General features: G+C 33.1%; 23 protein-coding genes, 1 pseudogene and 1 riboswitch. Of the genes and pseudogenes, 11 read left to right on the plus strand and 13 right to left on the minus strand.

Going from position 1 to position 26760, the window contains the following annotated elements:
- Positions 1-108: 108 nt before the first annotated feature.
- Complete coding sequence (cycA, locus tag A9G36_RS08815) at positions 109-1488, plus strand: D-serine/D-alanine/glycine transporter (protein ID WP_034943930.1); 1380 nt, start codon at positions 109-111, stop codon at positions 1486-1488.
- A gap of 41 nt (positions 1489-1529) precedes the next feature.
- Here cycA and A9G36_RS08820 read toward each other — a convergent pair whose 3' ends face one another.
- Positions 1530-2549 (minus strand): TerC/Alx family metal homeostasis membrane protein, encoded by a 1020-nt coding sequence (locus A9G36_RS08820; RefSeq protein WP_065569428.1) that lies wholly within the window; start codon positions 2547-2549, stop codon positions 1530-1532.
- A gap of 170 nt (positions 2550-2719) precedes the next feature.
- Here A9G36_RS08820 and dacB point away from each other — a divergent pair, with 170 nt between their 5' ends.
- On the plus strand, positions 2720-4156 hold the full coding sequence (gene dacB / locus A9G36_RS08825; protein WP_065569427.1) for a serine-type D-Ala-D-Ala carboxypeptidase: 1437 nt from the start codon (positions 2720-2722) through the stop codon (positions 4154-4156).
- Positions 4157-4213: 57 nt separating this feature from the next.
- On the opposite strand, the gene A9G36_RS08830 is transcribed toward dacB, so the two are convergent.
- A complete protein-coding gene (locus tag A9G36_RS08830; RefSeq protein ID WP_065585642.1) occupies positions 4214-6049 on the minus strand; it encodes an ABC transporter ATP-binding protein in 1836 nt (611 codons plus the stop codon).
- 253 nt (positions 6050-6302) lie between these two features.
- Positions 6303-6992 carry a LexA family transcriptional regulator gene (locus tag A9G36_RS08835; protein ID WP_065569425.1) on the minus strand — a complete coding sequence of 230 codons (690 nt, stop codon included), beginning with the start codon at positions 6990-6992 and terminating at the stop codon, positions 6303-6305.
- Positions 6993-7646: 654 nt separating this feature from the next.
- Between A9G36_RS08835 and tatA the strand changes: the two genes are divergently transcribed.
- Entirely contained in the window at positions 7647-7829 is a 183-nt protein-coding gene (gene tatA, locus A9G36_RS08840; RefSeq protein ID WP_176701036.1) for a Sec-independent protein translocase subunit TatA, read from the plus strand.
- Positions 7830-7844: 15 nt separating this feature from the next.
- Positions 7845-9029, plus strand: a complete 1185-nt coding sequence (locus A9G36_RS08845) for an FAD-dependent monooxygenase (protein ID WP_065585643.1) — start codon at positions 7845-7847, stop codon at positions 9027-9029.
- Between the two features lie 228 nt (positions 9030-9257).
- Here A9G36_RS08845 and mutY read toward each other — a convergent pair whose 3' ends face one another.
- From mutY to hpf, 3 genes and pseudogenes are all read right to left on the minus strand, one after another.
- Positions 9258-10298 (minus strand): A/G-specific adenine glycosylase, encoded by a 1041-nt coding sequence (gene mutY, locus A9G36_RS08850; RefSeq protein WP_065585659.1) that lies wholly within the window; start codon positions 10296-10298, stop codon positions 9258-9260.
- Positions 10299-10303: 5 nt separating this feature from the next.
- On the minus strand, positions 10304-11455 hold the full coding sequence (pheA, locus tag A9G36_RS08855) for a bifunctional chorismate mutase/prephenate dehydratase (protein WP_065585644.1): 1152 nt from the start codon (positions 11453-11455) through the stop codon (positions 10304-10306).
- Positions 11456-11554: 99 nt separating this feature from the next.
- Positions 11555-11882, minus strand: a pseudogene (gene hpf, locus A9G36_RS08860) (ribosome hibernation-promoting factor, HPF/YfiA family).
- A gap of 312 nt (positions 11883-12194) precedes the next feature.
- On the opposite strand from hpf, the gene trmJ reads away from it, so the two are divergent.
- Positions 12195-12884 carry a tRNA (cytosine(32)/uridine(32)-2'-O)-methyltransferase TrmJ gene (gene trmJ, locus A9G36_RS08865; RefSeq protein WP_065585660.1) on the plus strand — a complete coding sequence of 230 codons (690 nt, stop codon included), beginning with the start codon at positions 12195-12197 and terminating at the stop codon, positions 12882-12884.
- A 101-nt stretch (positions 12885-12985) separates the two neighbouring features.
- Here trmJ and cysS read toward each other — a convergent pair whose 3' ends face one another.
- From cysS to mog, 5 genes are all read right to left on the minus strand, one after another.
- The gene (gene cysS, locus A9G36_RS08870; protein WP_065569420.1) at positions 12986-14383 is read right to left on the minus strand and encodes a cysteine--tRNA ligase; all 1398 of its coding nucleotides are present in this window, start codon (positions 14381-14383) and stop codon (positions 12986-12988) included.
- 413 nt (positions 14384-14796) lie between these two features.
- Complete coding sequence (locus tag A9G36_RS08875; RefSeq protein WP_034943904.1) at positions 14797-15039, minus strand: GlsB/YeaQ/YmgE family stress response membrane protein; 243 nt, start codon at positions 15037-15039, stop codon at positions 14797-14799.
- Between the two features lie 312 nt (positions 15040-15351).
- A complete protein-coding gene (gene lysC, locus A9G36_RS08880; RefSeq protein WP_065569419.1) occupies positions 15352-16713 on the minus strand; it encodes a lysine-sensitive aspartokinase 3 in 1362 nt (453 codons plus the stop codon).
- 83 nt (positions 16714-16796) lie between these two features.
- Positions 16797-16970, minus strand: a riboswitch (Lysine riboswitch).
- A 110-nt stretch (positions 16971-17080) separates the two neighbouring features.
- Positions 17081-17539 carry a transcriptional regulator ArgR gene (argR, locus tag A9G36_RS08885; protein ID WP_034943898.1) on the minus strand — a complete coding sequence of 153 codons (459 nt, stop codon included), beginning with the start codon at positions 17537-17539 and terminating at the stop codon, positions 17081-17083.
- A 190-nt stretch (positions 17540-17729) separates the two neighbouring features.
- Positions 17730-18308, minus strand: a complete 579-nt coding sequence (mog, locus tag A9G36_RS08890) for a molybdopterin adenylyltransferase (RefSeq protein WP_065585645.1) — start codon at positions 18306-18308, stop codon at positions 17730-17732.
- Positions 18309-18571: 263 nt separating this feature from the next.
- Between mog and A9G36_RS08895 the strand changes: the two genes are divergently transcribed.
- Complete coding sequence (locus A9G36_RS08895) at positions 18572-19516, plus strand: ABC transporter ATP-binding protein (protein ID WP_065569417.1); 945 nt, start codon at positions 18572-18574, stop codon at positions 19514-19516.
- Positions 19509-20279 (plus strand): ABC transporter permease, encoded by a 771-nt coding sequence (locus A9G36_RS08900; RefSeq protein ID WP_034943889.1) that lies wholly within the window; start codon positions 19509-19511, stop codon positions 20277-20279. The genes A9G36_RS08895 and A9G36_RS08900 overlap by 8 nt, the downstream gene beginning before the upstream one ends.
- A gap of 128 nt (positions 20280-20407) precedes the next feature.
- Here the strand turns inward: A9G36_RS08900 and accC are convergent, their stop codons facing one another.
- Positions 20408-21751, minus strand: a complete 1344-nt coding sequence (gene accC / locus A9G36_RS08905; protein ID WP_034943886.1) for an acetyl-CoA carboxylase biotin carboxylase subunit — start codon at positions 21749-21751, stop codon at positions 20408-20410.
- A gap of 41 nt (positions 21752-21792) precedes the next feature.
- Positions 21793-22257: an acetyl-CoA carboxylase biotin carboxyl carrier protein gene (gene accB / locus A9G36_RS08910; protein WP_034943883.1), complete on the minus strand. Its 465-nt coding sequence runs from the start codon at positions 22255-22257 to the stop codon at positions 21793-21795.
- Positions 22258-22627: 370 nt separating this feature from the next.
- On the opposite strand from accB, the gene A9G36_RS08915 reads away from it, so the two are divergent.
- The 4 genes from A9G36_RS08915 (at position 22628) to rng (ending at position 26627) form a co-directional block, all read left to right on the plus strand.
- On the plus strand, positions 22628-23671 hold the full coding sequence (locus tag A9G36_RS08915; RefSeq protein WP_034943880.1) for a rod shape-determining protein: 1044 nt from the start codon (positions 22628-22630) through the stop codon (positions 23669-23671).
- Positions 23672-23826: 155 nt separating this feature from the next.
- Positions 23827-24669 carry a rod shape-determining protein MreC gene (gene mreC, locus A9G36_RS08920; RefSeq protein ID WP_051825039.1) on the plus strand — a complete coding sequence of 281 codons (843 nt, stop codon included), beginning with the start codon at positions 23827-23829 and terminating at the stop codon, positions 24667-24669.
- Positions 24656-25141: a rod shape-determining protein MreD gene (mreD, locus tag A9G36_RS08925; RefSeq protein ID WP_034943877.1), complete on the plus strand. Its 486-nt coding sequence runs from the start codon at positions 24656-24658 to the stop codon at positions 25139-25141. Before mreC ends, mreD begins: the two co-directional genes overlap by 14 nt.
- Before the next feature lie 10 nt (positions 25142-25151).
- Positions 25152-26627, plus strand: coding sequence for a ribonuclease G (gene rng, locus A9G36_RS08930; protein WP_034943873.1), 1476 nt, complete (start codon positions 25152-25154; stop codon positions 26625-26627).
- Positions 26628-26760 lie beyond the last annotated feature (133 nt).

The following is a 26760-nucleotide window of genomic DNA, read 5'->3' on the forward strand; positions in this document are numbered from 1 at the left end:
ATAAAAAGTTTTCATAATATTTCAGCTTGCGGTTTGCAGGGATAAACTTTATATTTCTATATTCTTTATAAAATCGAAAAAATTTCGAAATAAAAGGTGATAATAGCGATGAGCATTACATCCTCAAACAATGATCTAAAGCGAAACCTATCTAATCGGCATATCCAATTAATTGCAATTAGTGGTGCTATTGGTACCGGGCTATTTATGGGCTCAGGAAAAACGATTAGCCTTGCTGGACCGTCGATTGTATTTGTTTATATAATCATAGGTTTTATGCTTTTTTTTGTCATGAGAGCAATGGGTGAAATTCTGCTTTCTAATTTAAGATATAAATCTTTTAGTGATTTTGCTAATGATCTACTAGGACCTTGCGCTGGTTTTTTTACTGGTTGGACTTATTGGTTTTGTTGGGTTATTACTGGAATTGCTGATGTTGTCGCCATTTCAGGATATGTGCAACATTGGATACCTGAACTACAATCATGGATACCAATGTTATTAACGGTTGTTTTATTATTAACCTTAAATTTATTAACAGTAAAAATGTTTGGTGAAACAGAATTTTGGTTTTCGATGATTAAGATTATTGCGATTTTGGCGTTAATAGCTATTGGTATAGTATTAATTTTAACCTCTTACCATTCTGAACAAACTAATACAATATCTGCATTTTCCAATTTATGGAAATTTGGTGGTTTTTTCCCTCATGGTACTATGGGTTTTTTTGCTGGGTTTCAAATTGCCATTTTTGCTTTTGTGGGAATTGAACTTGTAGGTACAACAGCCGCAGAAACAATCGATCCTAAGAAAAACCTACCACGAGCTATTAATTCTGTGCCTGCTCGTATTATCTTTTTTTATGTTTTTGCGTTAATTATTATTATGAGTGTAACGCCATGGAAGCTAATTTCACCGAATAAAAGCCCATTTGTTGAATTATTTACTTTAATAGGTTTACCTGCTGCCGCAAGTATTATCAATTTTGTTGTATTGACATCAGCTGCATCATCAGCGAACAGTGGAATTTACTCAACAAGCCGAATGTTATTTGGACTTGCTAAAAAACAAGATGCGCCGGAACCTTTTGGTAAGTTGTCTAGTCGTTCTGTGCCTGCTAATGGATTAATCTTTTCGTGCTCTTGTTTATTTGGTGGGGTGGTATTAATTTATTTTGTACCCAATGTTATGCATGCATTTACTATTGTGACTACGATTTCAGCCATTTTATTTATGTATATTTGGTCAATGATTCTAATTTCTTATATAGCTTATCGACGCAAAAAAGCTACTTTACATCAGCAATCACAATTTAAAATGCCAGGTGGTATTTTGATGTGTTATGTCTGTTTAGCTTTTTTTGCCTTTGTGATTGTGCTTCTTACTTTGGAATCTGATACACGACAAGCTTTAATTGCCACACCAATTTGGTTTATCATTTTAGGTATAAGTTATTATTTACGTTCTTTAAAACGTAATAAATTTTGATTTTTAAATGGCAGGAATGCCTGCCAATATCTTCATAACTATTATTTATTTTTTTCTGGCCAGATGAAGCTTGCAATAATTCCCAAAGTTAAAATGCCTAACACGATATAAAGGCTATTAGTTGGGCTAATATTGATGTTATACCCAAATAGGTGGTTGCTAGCATTGAAAGCTAATTTGAAGGCAATAAAAAACAACAAATAGGTTACAGCTTTACTAAGGTGGACTAAATATTGTTGCATAGCTTCTAAAACAAAGTACATTGTTCTCAACCCTAAAATGGCAAAGATCATAGCGCTATAAACAATGAATGGCTCTTGGCTAACGGCGATTATAGCTGGCACAGAATCAAAAGCAAACATTACGTCGCTAAGTTCAATTACAACAATGCATAAAAACAGCGGGGTAGTATATAAAATATTTTTGGAGAATTTACTAACAAATTCAGCATCTCCTGATTTTGCCAGTTCAGCATTGAGCTGTTTTTGTGTTAATAAAAAATGGTGGCCAACAATTTTGGGATAAGATGGTAAAATGCGTTTTGCGATGCGATAAGCAAAATGTTCTGAATAATCCTTTATTTCATGATTCTTTCCTTGATTTTTTAACATCATTATCCCAGTGAAAGCAACTATAGCAGAGAATAATAATTCCATCCATGGCCCTAATGATAATAAACTGGAACCAATTATCACAAAAATAGCGCGGAATATAATAGCACCAATTACTCCCCAATAGAGTAAGCGATGACGATAATTATCAGGAATGCCAAACCATGAAAAAATAGCCATAATGACAAAAAGATTATCCACTGAGAGTGCCTTTTCCAATATATAACCAGTAATAAATAGGCTTGCAATAGAGCTTCCGTGATGAAGGTATAAATAGAGTGAAAAAGCCAAAGCAATAGCAATCCAAAATAGTGACCAAACAATAGCATTATTTAAGCTTATCGGTTTATCATTATGATGAGCAAACAAATCAATAACGATTGCAGTTAAAGCCAATATAATGAAAACTAGTACTGTTTCAATTGGAAAACCTAATAAATGTTGAATCATGTTATTATCACCTAAAGTTAAATTTTGTATTGAAATAATTTCAATAGCTATTTTTATTATTTTAATGGAATATATTAATAAAACGGATTGAGTATATATTGATAGGCATAACAAAAAAAGCTATATTTGTAGTTAACTTCTTTATTAAAAACCATTTTGAGCCGATTTCAATGAAAAAATTCAAAGCAATTTGTGTTTTTGTTCTTTCTTTTTTATCTAGTTTAGTGCAAGCGTTATCAGTTGAACCTTATATTTCTACTTTACCTAAAGGAAGCGATATATCCATTCTGGTTCAATCTGTTGGAAGGCAGCCTACAACTTTGGCCCAATACAAGAGTGATCAATTTAAACAACCGGCTAGTATTCAAAAAATCATAACTGCTCTTGCAGCAGAGCTTGAGTTAGGTAGTGATTTTCGATTTGAAACACAAATGTTAACTAATGGTTTAATTAGTCATAAACAGTTAAATGGTGATTTAATAATTAAATTAAGTGGTGATCCAACCTTTAGTCGAAATCGGCTGCAAACTATGCTTTCTGCATTACGCCAAAAAGGGATTGAAAAGATATCGGGAAAAATTATTTTAGATACTTCAATTTTTACAAGTCACGATAAAGCTGAAGGATGGTCATGGAATAATTTAACTGCTTGTTATAATGCTCCTCCATCCGCTGCAATTATTGATAATAACTGCTTTTTTGCATCAGTTACGCCAAGTAAAATCGGTGGAAAAGCGTCTATTTCGATTCCAATTGGTATTCCTGTTACAGTAATGGGGGATGTAAGAACTATTGCAAAATCTAGTAAAGATTTGAATGATAAATATTGTGAATTAGATGTTAGCTACTCTGCCAAAAATAATTATTACCTATCAGGTTGTATTGCTACTAGTTCAAAAAAAATACCACTTAAATTTGCTATATTAGATGGAGTTCATTATTTTTCTGCAATTTTAAAAAATGAACTTAAGAAACAAAAAATGACTTTTACTGGGATTATTACACAGAGCAATCAAAAAATAACTTCCAAACTTATATTATTAGCTACAAACCAGTCAGCTCCTCTTTCAGAACTGTTAACTATTATGCTTAAAAAATCGAATAATTTATATGCTGATGCCATTTTCAGAACATTGGGGGCTCACTATTATAATATACAAGGCACATGGCGAAATAGCGGCGATGCTGTTAAGCAAATTTTACGAAAAAAAGCCGGTATTGATCTTGAAAATCTGGTCATTGTAGATGGCTCTGGTTTATCAAGATTGAATTTAGTTAGTGCTAATAAAATGATGGAAATTTTACAGTATATTTCGGCTCATAATGCTGAATTGGGTATTATTGAGAAACTTCCCATTGCGGGAACTGATGGTACATTGCAATATCGTAAAAGTTTTATTGAATCACCTCTTAAAGAAGCTGTACGCGCTAAAACAGGATATATACAAGGTAGTTATAACTTAGCTGGTTTTATTCAAAAATCAGATGGCAAATATATTGCATTCGTTCAATTACTATCGGGATATCATGCTGATAACCCTATTGAACCTAAAAATAGCGCGATTATGAGGTTTGAATCAGATTTTTATAAAAACTTTATCAATTAATGTAACCTGATAGCGCATATATAGTGATATATGCGTTTATATTTTAGTTGATTTTATTTATAAATTTTCTGGCAAAAAACCGCCGCTTTGGTGTTTCCAAAGATTTGTATAGAGTCCATTTTTTTCAAGTAGCTCTTGATGTGTGCCTTGTTCAATGATTTTTCCCTGTTCAAGAACAATTATTCTATCCATTGCTGCGATAGTGGATAAACGATGAGCAATAGCAATAACGGTTTTACCTTCCATTAATGTATACAAACTTTCTTGTATCGCTTGTTCTATTTCAGAATCTAGTGCGCTTGTGGCTTCGTCTAATAATAAAATAGGGGCATTTTTAAGAATCACTCTAGCAATTGCAATACGTTGTCTTTGCCCTCCTGATAATTTTATACCTCGCTCACCAACAAAAGCATCATAGCCAGTTCTACCATTAGCATCAACTAAGGTTTGGATAAAACTATCGACATGGGCTTTTTTGGCTGCTTTGATCATTTCATCTTCCGTCGCTTCATTATTTCCGTAAAGTAAGTTTTCTCGTACTGATCGATGTAATAGTGATGTATCTTGGGTCACCATACCAATTTGAGCGCGCAAACTTTCTTGGTTTACTGTTGTAATATTTTGATCGTCGATAATGATTTCGCCACTTTTTAAAGTGTAAAAGCGAAGTAGTAAATTAATAAGCGTTGATTTTCCTGCACCTGAACGACCTACTAAACCAATTTTTTCTCCAGGGTTGATAGTTAAATTTAAATCTTCAATAATAGATTTATCTCTTTTTTCATCATAGTTAAAGTAGATATGTTTAAATTCAATTCTTCCTTGAGTAATATTAAGGTTAGCTGTACCGGGTTTATCAACCTCCGTTTTTGCGTCAGAAAATGTATTAATTCCATCTTTAACCACACCAATATTTTCAAATAAAGCAGCCATTTCCCACATAATCCAATGTGAGAAACCATTTAATCGTAGGGTAACAGCTGTTGTTGTTGCAATAGCTCCAATGCCAACTAATTGATTTGTCCATAACCATAGGGCAACCCCTGTCGTGCTTAGTATTAGTGAAACAGAAAGTAAATGGTTAACAATTTCAAAACTACTCACTAACCGCATTTGCTTATTGACAGTAGCCAAAAATTCATCCATTGATTCTCTAGCGTATTTAGCTTCATTACCTGAGTGTGAAAACAGCTTTACTGTCATAATATTCGTGTAAGCATCTGTGACTCTTCCTGTCATAGTCGAACGCGCATCAGCTTGTATACTGGCAATTTTACTTAGGCGTGGAATAAAGTAGTACATTGCTATTCCATAGAGCAAGCTCCAGCCTAAAAATGGTAATAATAACCGAGGTTCTAATTGACCAATAATTGCTGCCATAGTAATAAACGAAATAAAAACGTATATGAAAATATCAGATACTAAAAAGCAGGTATCTCTAACAGCAAGTGCTGTTTGCATCACTTTTGATGATATTCGACCAGCAAAATCATCTTGGAAAAAATGCATATTTTGGTTCAATATTAATCTATGTAAAACCCAACGCATTCTCATCGGAAAGTTACCGGCAAGACATTGGTGCTTTATTATAGTTTGCAAACCAATTATTAATGTACTTGCTAAAATTATCAAGGCTAATGATATTAATGTTATCTTTTCTTGTTGCCAAAATTTACTTGATTCGACTTCTGATAGAGAATCAACAACTTTACCGAGAGCGGCAAATAAAAAAGCTTCAAATGCACCACCTAATCCACTGAGGATAATTAGCAGTAACATAAATAAGCGAGTACCTTTGGTTGAGTGCCATATAAAACTAAAAAAGTTTTTAGATATTGGTTTAGGTTCATCTATAGGATAAGGTGATACTAATTTTTCAAAAAATCTATACATATAAGACCTAATTAGTAATAACGTTCATTCATTGATAGGTTATCAATGATATTAAAATATTGGGATAGTGTAGGTAGATGTAAATCATTATCGCACTAATTTTTTGTTTGAAACTTTAAATAAATATCATTTAATTGACTTTCTGTTTTTGTGAAAGTAATAAATGTTGGATAATTAGTGAGGAAATAATTTGCTTGTTATTTCCTCTGTCCAGATTATATCTTGAAAGTTAGTATATAGCTATTAAAAGTGATTAAAAAATATCTTTAATGATCTGTACAATACGACCAACAATGTGATATTTATGAAAGTTTGTTTTTGGTACTTCAATTGTTGGATACTCACTATTATTACAAATTAACAGCCACCCATCGAGAGTTAAGCGTACTTTTCTTAGAAAGGTAATATCTTCATATTCAATCAGATAAATTGCACCATCAACAATATCACCTATTTCCGTATTAATAATAAGACCATTGTTATTGTTTATTTCGGGCGACATTAGATCGCCCTTTGCCCAATATATGAGTAACTTTTTGATGTCTAACCCTCGATGGGAGGCCCAACCTTCTACAATAGGGTAATTCATGACAGGTGGAGTTTCACGAACATAACGTTGCATTTGAGCTTCTTCTTTAGTAGGCAACTGTTTTCTATAAACAGGAACACGGTAGATATTTTCATTGTAAACATTTTCATCATCTTTTGAGCCTAAAACTTCTAATTTGTAACCAGTAGCAAGCCAGTTAAAAGAAACATTACATTTTTCTGCAATAACTTCTAAGCGTGTTAGTGATGGGTATGTTTTCCCTGATAAATAGTCTCGAATGACTGTTTCAGACATATCACATTTTTTAGCAAAGGCTGAAACAGATAAACCTTGCATTGAGCTATGTAATCTATCTTTAAATGTTTTAACATTTTTATTTTTAATCATATTCATTTCTAACTCATTTTTGTTATTTCATCCGTTTTCCAATTATAGTGTATATTTTACAAGTTTTACATATTTCGTCTAATGAAAAAATCATATAAAAATGTGATTTTATTAATATTTGTAAGTGATTTTCGTTTTATATTTTGATGATTTCATTATTTCAATTATTAAAATACGTTGTCTGCAATTTTTTAAAAAAATAATATTTCTATGTTTTTCTTTTGAATTATCGATGTTTTTTATTGGTAAATTTTGTTTTTTAATTGTTTTAATTTGATTTTTATAATTTATTTGATATATGTCAAATACTTGTTTTTTAGAATTAAATCTTGATTTATTTATTAGCAGCTGGTTTTTGCTAGATTTTATTTGATATTGCTTCTGTTTTGAACGATTTTAAAATAAATAAAAAAACAAATAAAAACGTTGACTAAAACGAAAAAAAATGGATAATAAGCAGGGTAAGGATTTTTCATTGTTTTCTTTCCTTATATTCCTTATATTTCATGTTGACCTGTATAGTTTTATACAGGTCTTTTTTTTTATTTTTGAACTATCCATGAAATCCCTTCACAAAAAGAGTATAATCAGTCTTCTATATAATATTTTTTAAAGCTTACCCTAACAGAGCGAGAGCGTTATATTTATTGAGAGGATTTGATTATGTCTTTTAGTATTCCACATCTTTTAGTGTTTCTTGCCGTGGTGATTTTATTATTTGGTACTAAAAAGTTACGTAATTTAGGTTCGGATCTTGGTTTAGCGTTGAAAGGCTTTAAAAAAGCGATGAATGATGACGAAGTTGAATCAAAAAGTGATAATAAGTTAGATAATCAAAAATAGTTGCATTTATTGAGTATGAATTTACAATTTGATGTAGTAATTGTTGGTGGTGGATTAGTTGGTTTAGCCACTGCTTGTGCACTTAACCAATGTGATTTAAACATTGCGATTATAGATACTAAAATTCATCAGCATGAATTCTTGCCACATGCTGAAATGAGTATTAGAGCTTCTGCTATTAATGGCGCTAGCCAGCGTTACTTTTCAAAAATAGGTATATGGGATGATTTATGCAATAGCAACCGCGTACAGGAATTTACCGAGATAGGTGTATGGGAAAAAAATGGTCTAGCCCATTTGTCTGTTCGAGCCAAAGATTACGGTTATTCTAATCTTGGATACATAATTGAAAATAATGTCATTTCTCATTCCCTTTACCAGTTTGTCTTAAAATGTCCGAATATTAATATTTATAGTTATGAAGCAATTGATTGTACATTTAATGATGATTTTGCCTTTTTGACACTTGCAAATAAAACTGTTTTACAAGCTAAATTAATGATAGGCGCTGATGGTGCTCATTCTTGGGTGCGTAGGAGTGAAAATATTTCTGTTCTTGAGCGTGATTATCTTCATCATGCTGTCATTACAACTGTTCAAACTGAATATCCTCATCAATCCTGTGCTAGACAAGTGTTTTATCCCAATGGAATTATTGCTTTTCTTCCTCTTTGGAATGCAAATAAAAGTTGCTTAGTTTGGTCGACAAAACCAGATAATGCATCTACTTTAACTTCACTTTCCGAATCAGAATTTTCGAACGAATTATTTCGGTTAACTGGTGATAAAGTCGGTAAATGTCAGTTAATTAACCCTAGAATGGTATTTCCATTAAAAGCGCGGTTTGCTAAACAATTTATTAAGCATCGATTAGTACTTATTGGCGATGCAGCTCATACTATTCACCCTTTAGCAGGACAAGGGGTAAATTTAGGTTTTCAAGATTCTGCTTTGTTAGTTTCAACCATTAAACAATTAATTGAAACTAATAAAGATATTGGGCTTGTAAAAAATTTAAAATCATTTGAATTTAATCGTCGCAAAGATGCGTTAGTTATGCTTACGGCCATGCAAACTATTCAAGATATGTTTAATGGTGATAATTTGTTGAAAAAGACGTTAAGAACAATTGGTATGAATATTATTGATAATAGTCAGCTATTAAAAAAACAACTGATTAAATATGCTATGCATATTTAATTTAAACTTATATCTAGTTATTATTGTGTTTGTCAAAACTTTTAGGTAATTATGTGTTTCAGTATAAAAAACAAATTATGATACTTAATAGATTAAGAATCTATTCCAGAAATAACAATCCAATCATAAAATAAGTAAACTGAACTAAAGCCGCATGATCTAATGTGTATAGTAAATTATAGTTAAATAAGAATAATAATTATGTACTAAAAATTGCACTAATATTGATTAAACAGTTTGTTTTAATAAGTTATAAACAGGAGTTGCAAGTCCTATTTTGACGTTGTCAGATTTTAGATTATACCAATAGCCAACAGATTCATTGAAACATTTTGTATACTTGGTAATGACACAATGAATAGGAAAAATATCTAAGTGGAAATGACTAAATGTGTGGCGAAATGCAACAAGTTGCTTTGGTGCTGTTGTTTCGATACCTTGTTTTTTTAACCAGTCAGCTATTGCTTGTTTACTTGGAAATTGAGGAAAACAATACAACCCTCCCCAAATACCAGATGGAGGCCTTTTTTCAAGCCAAATTGCATGATCATATTCCAGCATTAAAAAATAGGCTATCTTTTCGGGAATGGTATTTTTAGTTTTTTTTGTGGGATAGAGTTGCCAGCTTTCGTTTTTATATGCTAGGCAATGATTTTGCAATGGGCATAAGACGCATTTAGGTTTAGTGCGTGTACAAACCATAGCACCAATATCCATCATAGCTTGATTAAATTTTTCTACTTTGTGTTTTGGTGTGACTTGCTCACTTAATTGCCAAAGCCTATTTTCGACAGTTTTAATACCCGGCCAACCTTCAACAGTAAAGTATCGGGCTAAAACACGTTTTACATTTCCATCTAAAATTGGGTAATGTTGATTTTGTGCAAGAGATAAAATTGCACCGGCTGTGGAGCGCCCTATGCCGGGAAGTGCGATAACATCATCGAACTTTGTAGGGAAAATACCATTAAATTTATCAACAATTAATTGTGCTGCTTTATGTAAATTACGTGCTCTTGCATAATAACCAAGTCCTGTCCACAGATACAATACATCATTAATTGGCGCTTTTGCTAAATCTGTTATTTGTGGGAAGAGCTCAATAAAACGATTAAAGTAAGGAATAACCGTAGCAACTTGGGTTTGCTGTAGCATTACTTCAGACAACCAAACATGATAAGAGCTTTTTTCGACCTGCCATGGTAGTGATTTTCTGCCATATTGTTCATACCAGGTAAGGACCGCTTGTGAAAAGTGTTGTATTGTCATAGTCATTACATTGCAGCAACAATAGAATCACTAGGATAGCACCCTAGTACCTTAGTATATAAAGTCATTGATGCCAATTCTTTGAGTGTTGTTTGCATTTCATAAGAATGAATGTTACCTTGCAAATCGATATAAAACATCTCTTCCCAAGGCGTACCATGAATTGGACGTGATTCGAGTTTGGTCATAACAATGTTATGGTTACGTAATACCGATAGCGCATCAACTAAAGCCCCTGCTTGCTGACCTGTTTTCATGAGAATTGTGGTTTTAGCCGGGATTTGATCAGATACTTCTATCGGCTGACGAGCTAACACAATAAAACGAGTAATGTTTTCTTTTTGATTAGCAAAATTATGTTCAAGGACTTGTAGCCCATATAATTCACCACCATCTTTATTACCCATAGCTGCAATATTAGGTTGATTCAATTTAGCTACAGTTTTCATTGCTGATGAAGTACTATCGCAGTATATGATTTTCCAATGAGGATAGTTCTCTAAGAAGTTACTACATTGCTGGAATGGTTGTGGATGGCTATAAATAGTATCGATTTGCTCTAGCTGTGAATTTTGTATAGCAAGAACACAATGATCAATAGGCAAAGAGAGCTCACCAATAATATGCAGGTTAGTTTTTTGCAATAAATCATAAACTTCATTAATTGAGCCAGAACTTGTATTTTCTATTGGTAAAATTCCATAATTTACGGCACCATTTTCGACTTGTTCAAAAATCTCTTTAAAGGTTGAACAACTTAATTCAATCATTTCATCTAAGTGAGTGCTAGCATAGCGGCGAGCAGCAGAATGCGAATAAGATCCTTTGGGTCCTAAAAAGGCAACTTTGGCGGTGGTGATTGTACTTAGATTTATCTTTTCTTGTAAGATTTTTTGTTGTAATAGTACAGAGTCTTCAATAATTAATTGATATAAGCGTTTAATGAAAATATCATCAAGATGATAGTTTTTTCCTTCATTGATTAAGGTTTTGATAAGTGAACGCTCACGATCAATATCACGGACAGGAATGTTTGCTTCAATTTTAGTATGAATTACCTGTGTTGAAAGTTGACGCCGCTCGGCAATAAGCTCTAGTAATGTTTTATCAAGTTTATTAATTTTATCTCGTAATGGTAACAAAGGATTTGCAGTCATTTTTATTAGATATTTAAAAAAAGTGATTTGTATTATAACAAGCAAAAAAATAAAGGCACCATCAAAGTGCTTTTTTATTCAATCAAGAAAATTGATAAATTAAATTCCTTCTTGTAATAGTGTGTTTTTTATGCTGTTATTCGCGCAGCTAGATTCGTTTTTGCGTTGTAGTTTATTAAGTTGTTTTTCAAGTTTATCAATAAGGCCATTAATTGCAGTATACATATCAATATGTTTGGCAGAAGCAACAAATGAGGTTCCTTTGGTGGCAATTGTTGCACTAACAATAAATTCATCTGATTCTTTAAATAAAATGAGGGTTGATTAGCAGTGCTCTTCATTTATCTAACTTCGAAAACTTATCTTCTAGATAGCTACAAATAGCAGAGGTAACATCCATTTGTTGACTAGTGATACTTAAACTCATAATTGATTTCCTTTTTTATTAACAAATTTAATTTAAATGTTGTTACTACATAGGCAAATTATTTTAGTTTCGTCAATAAGATATTTGTTTTTATCTAATTTTTATTAATTTAATTTTAAAATGGATTCCATTGTCTGAATATTGCATAGCATGTGACGGACTGAAACTGATTTTACCATGATTTTGATATATACTGTTTTAATAATTATTTAGTTTATCCTGTGTTATAGGTAATTATTCAATAATGAGGACAATGTGAGTTATTTAGATAATGTGAAGATTGTTTTGGTTGAAACATCTCATACAGGTAATATGGGCTCCGTTGCGAGAGCAATGAAAACCATGGGATTAACTAACCTTTGTTTAGTTAATCCAGTAATCAAGCCTGATTCTCAATCGATTTCGTTAGCTGCAGGTGCCAGTGATATTATAAAAAATGCACAAATCTTTTCTTCACTTGAACAAGCGATTGCTGATTGTACTTTAGTGATTGGCACTAGTGCTCGCTCTCGTAGTTTACAGTGGCCATATTTAACTCCCAAAAAGTGTGGCGATAAGATTATTCAAGAAGCCTCAAATCTCCATACTCAAGTCGCTTTGGTATTTGGGCGTGAGCGTGTTGGTTTAACTAATGAAGAATTACAAAAGTGCCATTATCATGTTGGAATTCCAGCTAACCCTAGTTATAGTTCTTTAAATCTTGCTATGTCGGTACAGGTTTTATGTTATGAAATTCGCATGTCAATGCTCAATCTTGAAGATCAGCAATCTGAAAAGGAAAATGAGAATATGACTGAAACTGAGTTTCCTATAGATGCTGATATAGAGCGCTTTTACCAGCATTTAGAACAAACCTTGTTACAGACAGGCTTTATTAATGCCAATCATCCAGGGCAAATTATGGGACGTTTGCGGCGATTATTTACACGTGCTCGTATTGAACAACAGGAACTAAATATTTTGCGTGGCATTTTAACTTCGATTAATAAAATTTTACATTGATGACAAATAGAAACACCCACAGATTTGTGGGTGCTATTTTAAGGTTGATACTGTTTAATGTAGTATCTTATCTATTAATCAAAATATCAATTCTAAGTATGTTAGCTTTTAGCTTTTTTGCGCCATGTTGTGCCGTTTGCACTGTCTTCAAGAACAATATTCATTGCATTTAGTTTGTCACGAGCTTCATCAGCCTGTGCCCAATTTTTGCTGGCTCTTGCTTCATTACGTTGTTTTATTAATGTTTCAACTAATGCAACATCAACATCATCTTGCTTATCACCTTGTAAAAATTTAATAGGATCTTGCTCTAATAATCCAAGAACTGCTGATAGATAACGTAATTCAGCTGCTAATTCATTAGCGAGTTGCATATTATTATCGGCTTTGGCTTTGTTTATTTCACGAGCCAGATCAAAAAGCGTTGAATAAGCTTCTGGCGTATTAAAGTCGTCATCCATGGCGTTACAAAACTGGCGATAATAATTACTATCAGGTGTTGTATGTGGATGATTCGCATCAGTATCTCGCAAGGCTGTATATAGTCGCTCAAGTGCCATTCTTGCTTGTTTTAAATTATCTTCACTATAATTTAACTGACTACGATAATGACCAGATAGTAAAAAATAACGTACTGTTTCAGCATCATAATGCTTTAATACATCGCGAATAGTGAAAAAATTATTGAGTGATTTTGACATTTTTTCTTGGTCGACCATCACCATACCTGAGTGCATCCAGTAATTTACATATTGACCGTTATGCGCACAAGTTGATTGGGCAATTTCGTTTTCATGATGTGGAAACATTAAATCTGAACCGCCACCGTGAATATCAAAGTGATTACCTAATTGATAGCTGTTCATTGCTGAACATTCAATGTGCCAACCAGGGCGTCCTTTACCCCATGGTGAATCCCAACTTGGTTCGTTAGGTTTTGACATTTTCCATAATACAAAATCCATTGGGTTTTGTTTAACATCAACAACTTCAACTCGAGCACCAGCTTGTAATTGTTCTAAATTTTGGCGAGATAAAATACCGTAATTCGGATCGCTGTCTACCGAAAACATGACATCGCCGTTATTGGCAATATATGCATGTTTTTTTTCGAGAAGCTCTTCAACTAATTTGATAATTTGTGGTATATGATGAGTTGCACGAGGCTCTATATCAGGTCGACGAATATTTAGTGCATCAAAATCGGCATACATCTCTTGTAGCATTCTATCTGTTAGTTGATCACAGGTTTCACCATTTTCGAACGCACGTCTAATTATTTTGTCATCAACATCAGTAATATTACGAACATAAGTTAAATCGTAACCTAAAAAACGTAAATAACGTGCGACAACATCGAAAGCTACGAAAGTACGTCCGTGACCAATATGACAAAGATCGTAAATCGTCACTCCACAAACATAGAGTCCAACTCTATTAGGGGTAATTGGTTGAAATATTTCTTTTTTGCGTGTTAATGTATTGAATATTTTTAACATTATAGTTTACTATTTGTTGGTAATTGATTCTAGCGATTAATATAACAAAAATCTAGATATAACGAAATTACTTATTATAATTGTTTTCAACGAAAATAAATGGACATGGATACTTTGTCATTAGATATTTGAAGGGAGGCATTTCATCGTATGGCATTAGCAAGTAAAATTGCGCTCTAAAAACTTATAACAAACTAAAAGAATACTATTTTATCCTATATTGATTATTGCAACCATCGTTTTTGTTGTTATCAATGTGTTAAAAATGTTGGTCTATCATTTTCTATATCAATACTTTGCGGTTCTTTTGCTTACGGATAATAAAAAATTCTTTAAATAAAGGATAAGATAAAAAGACAATTGAGCAAGAAATTGGCGGTAATTCCCCGCCAATTTTGATTGCATATAAAATATTATTTGAATAGGCGATAAATATAAATTAGTAGAACCGCACCTAGTACTGAAATGAACAAGCTAGGGAAATTAAAGCCAGTTACAGTTCCCCAACCTAAAAAAGTACTTATATAACCGCCAACTAATGCTCCAGCAATACCAAGTAGAATTGTTTTTACCACACCAACACTTCCTAGAGGCATAAAAAATTTGGCAATCCAACCGGCAATTAATCCTAGAATAATCCAACTTAAAATACCCATGATAATTTTCCTTTATTTGATTAAGTTTAATATTATCTTGCTGATTAGCTTTAATAAGTAAAAATTAACACAACTTTTGAAACGTATAAATTGCTGTTAGTGAAACTATATAAAAAAGACAAATAATTGAAAATTAAGTATAGTTATATGAACGTAACGAACAAATTGTAATTCATATAATGATTACTATTTTATAATTTTTTTTGGTAAATGTTTAGATATTTTATGGTGCTTTACAATTTATTTTTTAATCGATTTAAAATGTAGATTAGTTAAGAAAATAGAGGAAGATTTAACTCCCTCTAAAGGCAATTATTCAAATATTGTTCTATGCAGAATTTTAATAATTTCTTCAGCATCATGACTTTTTGATAATAAACAGAGATTATGAGTGCTTGCACCATAGCAACAAAGCCTGATAACAAAATCATCTAGTGCGCCAAAAACTTCTTTAACTATGCCTTTAGTTGAAGTTAAATTATTACCAATAATTGCAATTAATGCTAAATCCTCTTCAACATCAACATGGCAAACGGTAGATAGTTCATCAAATAGTGCTTTGGTTAATAAGCTGGTACCATTGGTGTAGGTGCCGGTGGTATCAATAGTAAGTGCTATGCTGACTTCTGATGTTGTCACTAAATCAACTGAAATGTTATGTTTAGCAAGTATTGTAAATACATTAGCTAAAAAGCCTTGTGCATGCAGCATATTTAAACTAGTAATTGTTAATAATGTTTGTTTACGGCGTAAGGCTAACGCTCTAAATGATGGTAATTCAGCTTTTATACTATGAGTATTATAGACAATTGTGCCACCAACTTGTGGTTCTTTGCTTGAACCAACAAACACTGGAATATTACTCCGTACAGCAGGAACAAGGGTTGCAGGATGCAACACTTTTGCTCCAAAAGTAGCCATTTCAGCAGCTTCAGCAAAGGAAATTTCATCAATTCGTTTTGCTGCAGGAGTAATGCGAGGATCAGTAGTATAAATACCTGCAACATCAGTCCAAATATCAATTTGTGTAGCATTTAATGCTTCGCCTAATAAAGCTGCGGTATAATCACTGCCGCCACGACCCAAAGTGGTGGTTTTGCCTGAGCTTTCACAACCAATAAAACCTTGAGTGACAATAATAGAATTATTATTTAATGATTTTAAATGTGCGCAACAAAGTTGTTTGATTTCTTCTATTTTGGGAGTCGCTTTACCAAATTTATCATCTGTACGCATCACTTTGCGGACATCAAACCATAATATATTTTTTTGCTTTTCTTTTAATATCTCAACAAAAAGTTTTGAAGACATAATTTCACCGTAGCTGACTAACTCATCGGTCAGTGCTAATGATGTAGCCAAACTGGCAGCCTCGGATAAAGAGGCAATATTTAGGATAATCTGGTCTATTTCTGCACGCAGATTTGGGTTTTCAGGTAGTTGTTCTAAAATTCCGTATTGGATAGCTTGAATTTTAGCAATATGTTGTGCTCTTACCTCTGCATCCCGACCTTCAGCTAATGCAATGAGTAAATTGGTAATACCAGCCGATGCAGATAATACAACGACTTTAATTTTGGGATTTGTGATGACGATATTAGCACTATTTACCATTGCTTGGTAATTAGCAACACTAGTACCTCCAAATTTAGCAATTACAAATGATGTTTCCATGGATTCCTCATATTAAAAATTTTTTATTTTTAAAAGAGATAGAGCGAGGTAATGTCCTATTTACAATTAAAGCAAAGAAGTACAAACCATGAAGCGCTCCACCTGGTATGGTGACAACCCAAGGGATTCAGCCCTTGCAGTTGATTTGATTGATTTCTGGATTATCAAACAAACCTCGGCATTACATCCCCTCAATTATTTTCAACGGTTCCAGTCCCTAAAATAATTCGCCTGAGTAATGCGCCTCTTCGTTCTTGTAACTTAAGTTACAAAATCATTGCTATATAGAATTAACGATTTTGTAAATTGTGTCAATATGTTAAATATGAAAAAATTACTTATTCACTAAAATTTAAGTTAAGTGGGATTACAATTCTTGTTCAAATAATTCTAGAATAATTTGATACAATTTTTTAACTGTACAGCCTTTAGTGGGTGTACTAAAAATTGTATCATCACCAGCAATTGAACCTAAAATTCCTTCGGCTTTACCAATCGAGTCAAGTAATCTCGCAATAAGTTGAGCTGCTCCTGGGCTAGTATGAATAACAACCATTGAACTGTTATAATCAATATCAAGAACTAAGTTTTTTAATGGGCTACTTGTGGTCGGTACACTCATTTCAGCTGGCAAACAATAGACCATTTCAGACTTTGCATTACGAGTTCTAACTGCCCCAAATTTAGTTAACATTCTCGATATTTTAGATTGATTTATATTATCAAATCCCTGTTCTTGCAGTGCTTGCACTATTTCGACTTGTGAGCTGAACTTTTCTTGGCTAAGCATCTCTTTAAATGTTTTAGTGAGAGCATCTTGTTTCATAATGTTCCTTCAGATTGAGTTTATTTCTATTTAGATGAAAATATTTTTATATTATGTTTGGCATTTATTAATCATAATTTCGATTGATACCAATTATAAATATTTTTTAACTAGTTAATTGTCATTTTTAATGGGACAATCTAAAATTATTAATATTAGTTAAATAATTATCCATTAAATTTGCATAATATTAAGCATTTGATTTAAATGCATCTTTAGGACGAAAAGATTTGACTATTAATTCATGGGTTTCAATATAAGGTCCTTCTAAAAGCTGTATACAATAAGGAATACTAGCAAAAATACCATTTACAATCACATTGCCTTGGGAGTCTTTAACACCTTCTAAGGTTTCTTGAATGGATTTGGGTCTACCTGGTAAATTTAAAATTAAACATTTTTTGCGAATCACACCCACTTGTCGAGACAAGATGGCAGTTGGTACAAAATGCAAACTAATCTGACGCATTTGCTCACCAAAGCCTGGCATAATACGATCCGCTATTGCAAGTGTTGCATCTGGCGTGACATCTCTGAGAGCTGGACCTGTCCCCCCCGTTGTTAAAATTAAATTACAATTTAACTTATCAACTAATTCACATAAGGTTTGTTTAATAATTGATTGTTCATCAGGAATCACGCGATCGATAGTTTCAAAAGGTGTTTTTATTGATTTTTTTAGCCATGAAGCTAAAGTGGGAATGCCTTCGTCTTTATAGATGCCACTTGAAGCTCTATCCGATACAGAAATTAACCCAATTTTAAACATAATATCTATTCCTTAATGAAGGGAGTATTCAAATCAATTTAAAATAAAATTACTGGTGAACCTAATTATAATAAAACTTTTGCAAAGTTTAATCGTTGCTTAAATAATTATAATTTAGGCATTGAATCATGTTTTATCTTAATATCAACATTAAATAATACTAAAAATACCTTTACAATAATTGATTATATTGTCAATATTAAATTTCATCAAATATGATCTTATATCTCTTTAATCATAATTTATTCACTTAGGATTTATTCATGTCATCTATTCCTGCACTTGAGCTAACTGGGCTCAAAAAAATTTATAAAAATGGTGTAGAAGCTTTAAAAGGTATTAATTTAACAGTGCAAGCAGGGGATTTTTATGCATTGCTTGGGCCTAATGGGGCCGGTAAATCAACAACTATTGGTATTATTAGTTCGTTAGTCACCAAAACATCAGGAACAGTTAAAATTTTTGGATACGATTTAGATAGCGACGTAGTGAATGCTAAAAGGCAGATTGGTTTGGTTCCACAAGATTTTAATTTTAACCAATTTGAAGGAGTGCTTCAAATCGTTGCTAATCAAGGTGGTTATTATGGATTACCACGGAAGTTGGCATTAGAGCGAGCTGAAAAATATTTACGTATTTTAGATTTATGGAATAAGCGCTATAGCCGAGCAGGTATGTTATCAGGTGGTATGAAAAGAAGGTTAATGATAGCAAGGGCACTTGTCCATGAGCCTAAATTATTAATTTTAGATGAACCTACCGCAGGTGTTGATATTGAATTACGTCGTTCTATGCATAATTTTCTTCATGAAATAAACCGTCAAGGAATTACCATTATTTTAACTACACATTATTTAGAAGAAGCCGAGATTTTATGTAGGCATATCGGTATTATTCAACGTGGTGAGCTTATTGCTAATTCATCAATGCGTGATTTACTAGCTAATAGTCAATCTGAAACAATTATTATTGATTATTTACCAACATCTACACCTATTGCATTAAAAGGATATTCATTTTTAGATATCGAGCCGGGAATGTTAGAGGTTAAATTTGATAAACAATATGGTTTAAACCAGTTATTTGAACAGCTTAATCAACAGCAAATCAAAGTGATAAGTATGCGAAATAAAGCTAATAGGCTGGAAGAATTATTTGTTGAATTACTGCGTAATGATACACAAAAGCAAGGAGTGAATAATGAATAATTTATATTGGATAGCCTTAAAAAGTATTTGGCGTAAAGAGGTAGTTCGATTTTTAAGAATTTGGATCCAAACAATGATTCCACCTGTGATTACGATGTCTCTTTATTTTATTATTTTTGGGAATTTAATTGGTTCACGTGTAGGTAATATGGGGGGCTATAGTTATATGGCTTTTATTGTACCAGGATTAATCATGATGTCGGTAATTACTAACTCCTACACAAATGTTTGTTCATCCTTTTTCAGTGCCAAATTTCAGCGGAATATAGAAGAGTTATTAGTAGCTCCTGTGCCTACACACATCATAATTTGTGGGTTTGTTGGGGGAGGGGTGATACGCGGTATTTTAACGGGAATATTAGTCACAATTGTATCGCTATTTTTTGTTAATTATCAAGTCTACTCATGGTTTTTCGTCGGTTACACATTGTTATTAACTTCAATTCTGTTTTCATTAGCAGGTTTATTAAATGCGGTATATGCTAAAACTTTCGATGATATTAGTATTATTCCCACATTCGTATTAACGCCATTAACTTATTTGGGAGGTGTGTTTTATTCAATCACTATGCTACCAACTTTTTGGCAATGGGTATCCAAATTTAATCCCATTGTTTATATGATTAATGGATTTCGTTATGGTTTTTTAGGCATAACTGATGTTTCACTTTGGATCACTTTTTCAATGCTTATTTTGTTTGTAATAGCGTTGTATGTCATGGTGTGGCGATTAATTGAAAGAGGAAAAGGATTACGAAATTAACAACCAGAAATAACGCCGCCGATTATAGTCGGCGGGAATGACTGGTTGTGTGTTATCAATATAATAATTGTTGTAATAAAAATTAAAATAATATAATAGTTTATAAATAGAACTCAAGAACTATATTATTAATAAATACCTAATTTTTTTTCTAAATAGTGGATATTTGTGCCACCTTTTTGGAAGCTTTTATCATTCATAATTTCGATATGAAGGTCGATATTGGTTTTGATACCGTCAATAACTAATTCTGCTAATGCATTTTTCATCCGTGCTATAGCTACTTCTCGCGTTTCCCCATAAGCTATTAGTTTACCTATCATTGAATCATAATATGGCGGTACTGTATAACCGGCATAAATATGTGATTCCCAACGAATACCGAACCCACCTGGTGCATGAAAACGGGTAATCTTTCCAGGTGATGGCATAAATGTTTTAGGATCTTCGGCATTAATCCTGCATTCAATTGCATGACCTTTAATTTCAATGTCTTTTTGTTTAATAGAAAGTGGTTTTCCTGCTGCAATTAGAATTTGCTCTCTAATTAAATCTACACCTGTAATCATTTCGGTAACAGGATGTTCTACCTGAATACGGGTGTTCATTTCAATGAAATAAAATTCGCCGTTTTCAAATAAAAATTCAAATGTACCTGCACCACGATAACCTATTTCAATACAGGCATTTACACAGCGCTCACCAATAAATTTGCGCATTTTAGGTGTAATGCCAACAGCTGGCGCTTCTTCAACTACTTTTTGATGACGCCGCTGCATTGAGCAATCACGTTCGGCTAAATAAACTGCATGACCTTGACCATCGGAAAGGACTTGAATTTCGATATGCCGTGGGTTTTCAAGGAATTTTTCCATGTAAACCATGTCATTATTAAATGCTGTCTTAGCTTCAAGTTTGGTCATTTTTATTGATTGTTCAAGATCCTTTTCTTCTCGAACAATGCGCATACCACGGCCACCACCGCCACCAGAAGCTTTAATAATAACAGGATAGCCAATTTGCTTCGCTATCTGTTTGTTCGTCTCTATATTACTACTTAATGGACCATCTGAGCCAGGCACACAAGGGACACCTGCTTTTTTCATAGCATGAATTGCTGATACTTTATCTCCCATTAAACGGATAGTATCAGGTTTTGGACCAACAAAAATAAAACCAGAACGCTCAACTTGTTCTGCAAAATCTGCATTTTCAGACAAGAAACCGTATCCAGGGTGAATAGCAGCAGCTCCAGTTACTTCGGCAGCGGATATTAATGCTGGGATATTCAAGTAACTTTTGGCAGAGGCTGCTGGACCAATACAGACTGTTTCATCTGCAAGTAACACATGTTTCAAATCTTTATCTGCCGAAGAATGAACAGCGACAGTTTTAATTCCAAGTTCTTTACATGCTCGTAAGATACGTAGCGCAATTTCACCACGGTTAGCAATAAGAATTTTATCCAGCATATTCGATCTCTTAATTTTATAAATTAATGAATGAATTCATATTATTCGATTATGAATAATGGTTGATCGAATTCTACTGGTTGACCATTTTCAACTAAAATGGCTTTGATAATACCTGCTTTTTCAGATTCAATTTGATTCATCATTTTCATAGCTTCAACAATGCAAAGTACATCGCCAATATTTACTGTTTGACCAACTTCTACAAAAGCTTTTGATTCAGGACTAGGAGTACGATAAAACGTTCCAACCATTGGTGATTTTATTGTTGTACCTGAAATATTAACTGATGCAGCCTCATTATCTACTTCTTCAATTGAAGTGGTTGGTGTTACAACAACTGGAGCAGCTTGAGGAATATGAAAGTTTTGTACTGGCGCTGAATGATTTGTAGCAGGTACAGAACGATTAATTCTAACTGATTCTTCACCTTCAGAGATTTCAAGTTCTGAAATACCTGACTCTTCAACTAATTCAATTAATTTTTTAATTTTGCGTATATCCATGAATTACACCATTTTATTTAATATAAGTAACAATTATTTAATGTAACCTTAATATTTTAAAAGTAACCTTTTAAAAAGAAAATAAGGCTGTAACTTAACATTAACGCGGAAGGATACACTGTAAAACACAATTTGTCATTATATATCTATTTTACGATCTGTTTTTATACTATTTTCTAGGTATTATTTTATAATTGCGATACAATAGAATAGTAAATCTCAATTATTATTGGGGCAGCTATGGAGTAAACACAATAAGCAAGTATGTTATTTTCTCAATTTAAAATATAAATATATATTTATATCATAGTTAACTTCATCATATTTAAATATACTTAAGTTAAGATTAATTCTAGGAAAAGTTTTTATTATGTTCAAAAAAGTTCGCGGCTTGTTTTCAAATGATTTATCGATCGATTTAGGTACAGCCAATACTCTTATTTACGTAAAAGGGCAAGGTATTGTACTAAATGAACCTTCTGTTGTGGCCATTCGCCAAGATCGTTCAGGGACACCTAAAAGTGTTGCTGCTGTTGGTCATGCTGCGAAACAAATGCTTGGGCGAACTCCCGGTAATATAGCTGCAATAAGACCGATGAAAGATGGTGTTATTGCTGATTTTTCTGTTACTGAAAAAATGTTACAGCATTTTATTCGCCAAGTTCATAGTCACAGTTTTTTAAGACCAAGTCCCCGTGTACTTGTATGTGTGCCAGTTGGCGCTACACAAGTGGAGCGTAGAGCTATTCGTGAATCAGCATTAGGCGCTGGGGCACGTGAAGTATATTTAATTGAAGAGCCTATGGCCGCTGCGATTGGTGCTGATTTGCCAGTGTCTTCACCAACAGGTTCAATGGTCGTTGATATTGGTGGTGGGACCACTGAAGTTGCTGTTATTTCTTTAAATGGCGTTGTTTATTCTGCCTCTGCGCGTATTGGCGGTGATCGATTTGATGAAGCAATTATCAATTATGTTCGCCGCAATTATGGTGCTTTAATTGGTGAGGCAACGGCAGAGAAAATTAAACACTTTATTGGTAGTGCTTATCCAGGTGACGAAGTTCTTGAAATTGAAGTTAGAGGTCGCAATTTGGCTGAAGGTGTTCCGCGTAGTTTTACTCTAAACTCGAATGAAATCTTAGAAGCATTGCAAGAACCACTTAGTGGTATTGTTAGTGCGGTCAAAGTTGCGTTAGAACAATGTCCACCGGAGCTTGCTTCCGATATTTCAGAACATGGTATGGTTTTAACAGGCGGTGGCGCATTATTACGTAATATTGATAAACTATTATCTGCAGAAACAGGTATTCATGTGGTTGTTGCTGAAGATCCATTGACATGCGTTGCTAGAGGCGGAGGTAAAGCTCTGGATATGGTTGATATGCATGGTGGTGATCTGTTTAGTGAAGAGTAAAAACTATATGTATTAATGTATTATCATTTTGCTTTCAATTAAATAATAAAATGCTTAATAGCTAAGCATCTTAATTATCTTTTCCGCCGCAGTAGCCGGCGGACTCATATCATTATATATAAAACTTGAATATATAGCAGGTAAAGTATTGAGCAATGAAATTACTTTTTTCTAAACGATCCCCTCTTAGCGTGCAATTATTAGCTTCTTTGACTCTTGCTTCCGTTTTAATTGTTTTAGACGTAAGCTACCAACCTTTCAAAGAAGTTCGTTATTATTTAGATACTATTGTTTCGCCACTTTACAATATTTCAAATGCGCCTCGAGCATCGTTTGATTCGCTTTACGAAATGTCAAAAACTAGAGAAGCATTAGCAAATGAAAATGAGAAGCTGCATGAAGAATTATTGAATAAAAAAGTTGATCTTTTATTATTGGAACATTTAAGGCATGAAAATAATAGACTCAGAGAATTGCTTGGTTCTCCGATACACATAAAAGAGCCTAAAAGAGTTGCACAAGTTTTATTAACAGATACAGATCCTTACATTTATCAAATTGTCATTAATAAAGGAAAACATGATGGCGTTTATGTCGGTCAACCCGTGATTGATGAAAAGGGTATTGTTGGACAAATTTATGAAACAGCACAAAATACAAGTAGAGCAATCCTAATTTGTGATTATCAACATGCAATACCTGTACAAGTGCAAAGAAATGATATATCAATGGTTGCTGTTGGTAATGGTTGTAATAACGATTTAACGCTCGATTTTTTGCCAAATAATGTTGATGTCAAAGTTGGTGATGTTCTTGTTACTTCTGGACTGGATGGACGGTTTCCTGAGGGGTATCCTGTTGCGATAGTTAGTTCGGTAAAAATTGATATTAGTGATTCTTCGCCACTTATTTCAGCAACACCTACAGCAGACTTAAAACGACTACGTTATTTATTATTGTTAGGAATAGATCAAGGAGTACAACATGAGAGACCGTAGAGGTGTCTTCATTATTTGGGTAACATTATTATTAGGATTATTTGCTCAAATTATACCATGGTCACCAACTTACAATATGGTTAAACCACATTTTTTTATGTTGATCTTAGCTTATTGGTTAATTGCCCTTCCTCATCGTGTGGGAATAGGTACAGCTTTTATATTTGGAACTATAATTGATTTATGTTCAGGAACAATATTGGGTATACATGCTTTTATTTTTTCGGTTATTGCCTTTTTACTAATTTTCAAATTTCAATTGATACGCAATTTAGCTTTATGGCAGCAGTCGTTCATTATATTTGGCGTATTGTTGTGTTATAACTTATTGGTTTTTTTATTTCAAGCAATTATATATCATACCATTACCATATCTCCTTTAATTCTACTATCAAGCTGTGTTGATGGTATATTATGGATAGTATTTTATCTATTATTGCGACTAATAAGACGGAGCTTTGTGATTAATTAAAGGAAAGTTTATGACTGTTGAATTATTAATGAATGTAACACCTTCTGAAACGCGAGTTGCTTATGTTGAAGATGGTGTATTACAAGAGATCCATGTTGATCGTGAGTCACGCAGAGGGATTGTAGGTAATATATATAAAGGAAAAGTTATCCGTATTTTACCAGGTATGCAGGCTGCATTTGTTGATATTGGTTTGGAAAAAGCTGCTTTTCTACATGCATCAGATATTATGCCACATACAGAATGTGTATCGGATAGTGAACAAGAGCAATTTCAAGTTAAAGATATTTCTGAACTTGTCCGTCAAGGTCAAGACTTAATGGTACAAGTCGTTAAAGATCCATTAGGAACAAAAGGGGCAAGATTAACTACGGATATTACTTTGCCATCACGTTATCTTGTATTTATGCCTGGCCCTAACTCAGCTCATGTTGCGACATCACAACGTATTGAAAGTGAAGAAGAACGCGAAAGACTTAAAAGAACTGTCGAGCAATATGTGACAGAAGAAGGTGGGTTTATTGTTAGAACCGCAGCGGAAGGTGCAAGTGCGCATGAGTTAGAACAGGATGCTAATTTTTTAAAACGCCTTTGGGCTAAGATACAGCAGCGTATGGCACGCCCAACTAGCAAAAACTTGGTTTATGGTGAGTTGCAATTATCTCAAAGAGTATTGCGTGATTTTGTTGGTGATCCAATAGAACGAATTTTGGTTGACTCAAAACTTACTTATGATCTCTTATTGGAATTTACGAAAGAATTCATGCCTGAAGTGACTAGTAAATTATCGCATTATTGTGGTAGCGCTCCGATATTTGATCTTTATGATACAGAAAACGAAATTCAACGAGCACTTGATCGTAAAGTAAAATTAAAATCAGGTGGCTATTTAATTATCGACCAAACTGAAGCTATGACAACAATTGATATTAATACAGGGGCATTTGTTGGTCATCGAAATTTAGAAGAGACGATTTTTAATACCAATATTGAAGCAACGATAGCTATTGCGCGGCAGCTACGTTTACGTAATTTGGGCGGAATTATTATTATTGATTTTATTGATATGCAAGAAGATTTGCACCGCGAACGTGTATTGCAATCACTACAGGATTTTTTATCAAAAGATAGAGTTAGAACCACCATTAACTCATTTTCAACCCTAGGACTGGTTGAAATGACACGTAAACGAACAAGGGAAAGTATTGGACATATTTTGTGTGAGGAATGTCCAGCATGTAAAGGCCGCGGGATGGTTAAATCGGTTGAAACAATTTGTAACGAAATTTTACGTGAAATAGTCCGTGTTCATAAAGCTCATCGTTCCGAATACTTTTTGGTTTATGCTTCTGCTGCTGTTGTAAATGCCTTAACCAGTGATGAATCACATGCTTTAGCAGAGGTTGAAGTATTTGTTGGTAAACATGTTGAAGTAAAAGTAGAGCCACTTTATATTCAAGAACAATATGATGTTGTATTAATTTAATAAGATAAATTTTTGTATGTTTTTAAGTTATAAATTAATTATATTAAAACTGATGACTGCTAATAAATAAAACAAAGATTATTGTTTATTTTAAGTAATGTATTAATAATTATAACTATTTGGTTAGTCTAAA

The sequence above is a fragment of the Gilliamella sp. Choc6-1 genome (assembly GCF_001690385.1).
GTDB classification, from domain to species: domain Bacteria; phylum Pseudomonadota; class Gammaproteobacteria; order Enterobacterales; family Orbaceae; genus Gilliamella; species Gilliamella apicola_A.

Coding starts and splice junctions, on each gene's coding strand:
- A9G36_RS08875 (WP_034943904.1), bottom strand. CDS start 15,039: ATGGGTATTTTAAGTTGGATTATTCTAGGATTAATTGCCGGTTGGATT.
- A9G36_RS08845 (WP_065585643.1), top strand. CDS start 7,845: ATGAATTTACAATTTGATGTAGTAATTGTTGGTGGTGGATTAGTTGGT.
- mreC (WP_051825039.1), top strand. CDS start 23,827: ATGAAATTACTTTTTTCTAAACGATCCCCTCTTAGCGTGCAATTATTA.
- A9G36_RS08830 (WP_065585642.1), bottom strand. CDS start 6,049: ATGTATAGATTTTTTGAAAAATTAGTATCACCTTATCCTATAGATGAA.
- rng (WP_034943873.1), top strand. CDS start 25,152: ATGACTGTTGAATTATTAATGAATGTAACACCTTCTGAAACGCGAGTT.
- A9G36_RS08835 (WP_065569425.1), bottom strand. CDS start 6,992: ATGAATATGATTAAAAATAAAAATGTTAAAACATTTAAAGATAGATTA.
- A9G36_RS08820 (WP_065569428.1), bottom strand. CDS start 2,549: ATGATTCAACATTTATTAGGTTTTCCAATTGAAACAGTACTAGTTTTC.
- lysC (WP_065569419.1), bottom strand. CDS start 16,713: ATGGAAACATCATTTGTAATTGCTAAATTTGGAGGTACTAGTGTTGCT.
- accC (WP_034943886.1), bottom strand. CDS start 21,751: ATGCTGGATAAAATTCTTATTGCTAACCGTGGTGAAATTGCGCTACGT.
- A9G36_RS08895 (WP_065569417.1), top strand. CDS start 18,572: ATGTCATCTATTCCTGCACTTGAGCTAACTGGGCTCAAAAAAATTTAT.
- mutY (WP_065585659.1), bottom strand. CDS start 10,298: ATGACAATACAACACTTTTCACAAGCGGTCCTTACCTGGTATGAACAA.
- dacB (WP_065569427.1), top strand. CDS start 2,720: ATGAAAAAATTCAAAGCAATTTGTGTTTTTGTTCTTTCTTTTTTATCT.
- argR (WP_034943898.1), bottom strand. CDS start 17,539: ATGAAACAAGATGCTCTCACTAAAACATTTAAAGAGATGCTTAGCCAA.
- accB (WP_034943883.1), bottom strand. CDS start 22,257: ATGGATATACGCAAAATTAAAAAATTAATTGAATTAGTTGAAGAGTCA.
- mog (WP_065585645.1), bottom strand. CDS start 18,308: ATGTTTAAAATTGGGTTAATTTCTGTATCGGATAGAGCTTCAAGTGGC.
- cycA (WP_034943930.1), top strand. CDS start 109: ATGAGCATTACATCCTCAAACAATGATCTAAAGCGAAACCTATCTAAT.
- trmJ (WP_065585660.1), top strand. CDS start 12,195: ATGGGCTCCGTTGCGAGAGCAATGAAAACCATGGGATTAACTAACCTT.
- pheA (WP_065585644.1), bottom strand. CDS start 11,455: ATGACTGCAAATCCTTTGTTACCATTACGAGATAAAATTAATAAACTT.
- A9G36_RS08915 (WP_034943880.1), top strand. CDS start 22,628: ATGTTCAAAAAAGTTCGCGGCTTGTTTTCAAATGATTTATCGATCGAT.
- cysS (WP_065569420.1), bottom strand. CDS start 14,383: ATGTTAAAAATATTCAATACATTAACACGCAAAAAAGAAATATTTCAA.
- mreD (WP_034943877.1), top strand. CDS start 24,656: ATGAGAGACCGTAGAGGTGTCTTCATTATTTGGGTAACATTATTATTA.
- A9G36_RS08900 (WP_034943889.1), top strand. CDS start 19,509: ATGAATAATTTATATTGGATAGCCTTAAAAAGTATTTGGCGTAAAGAG.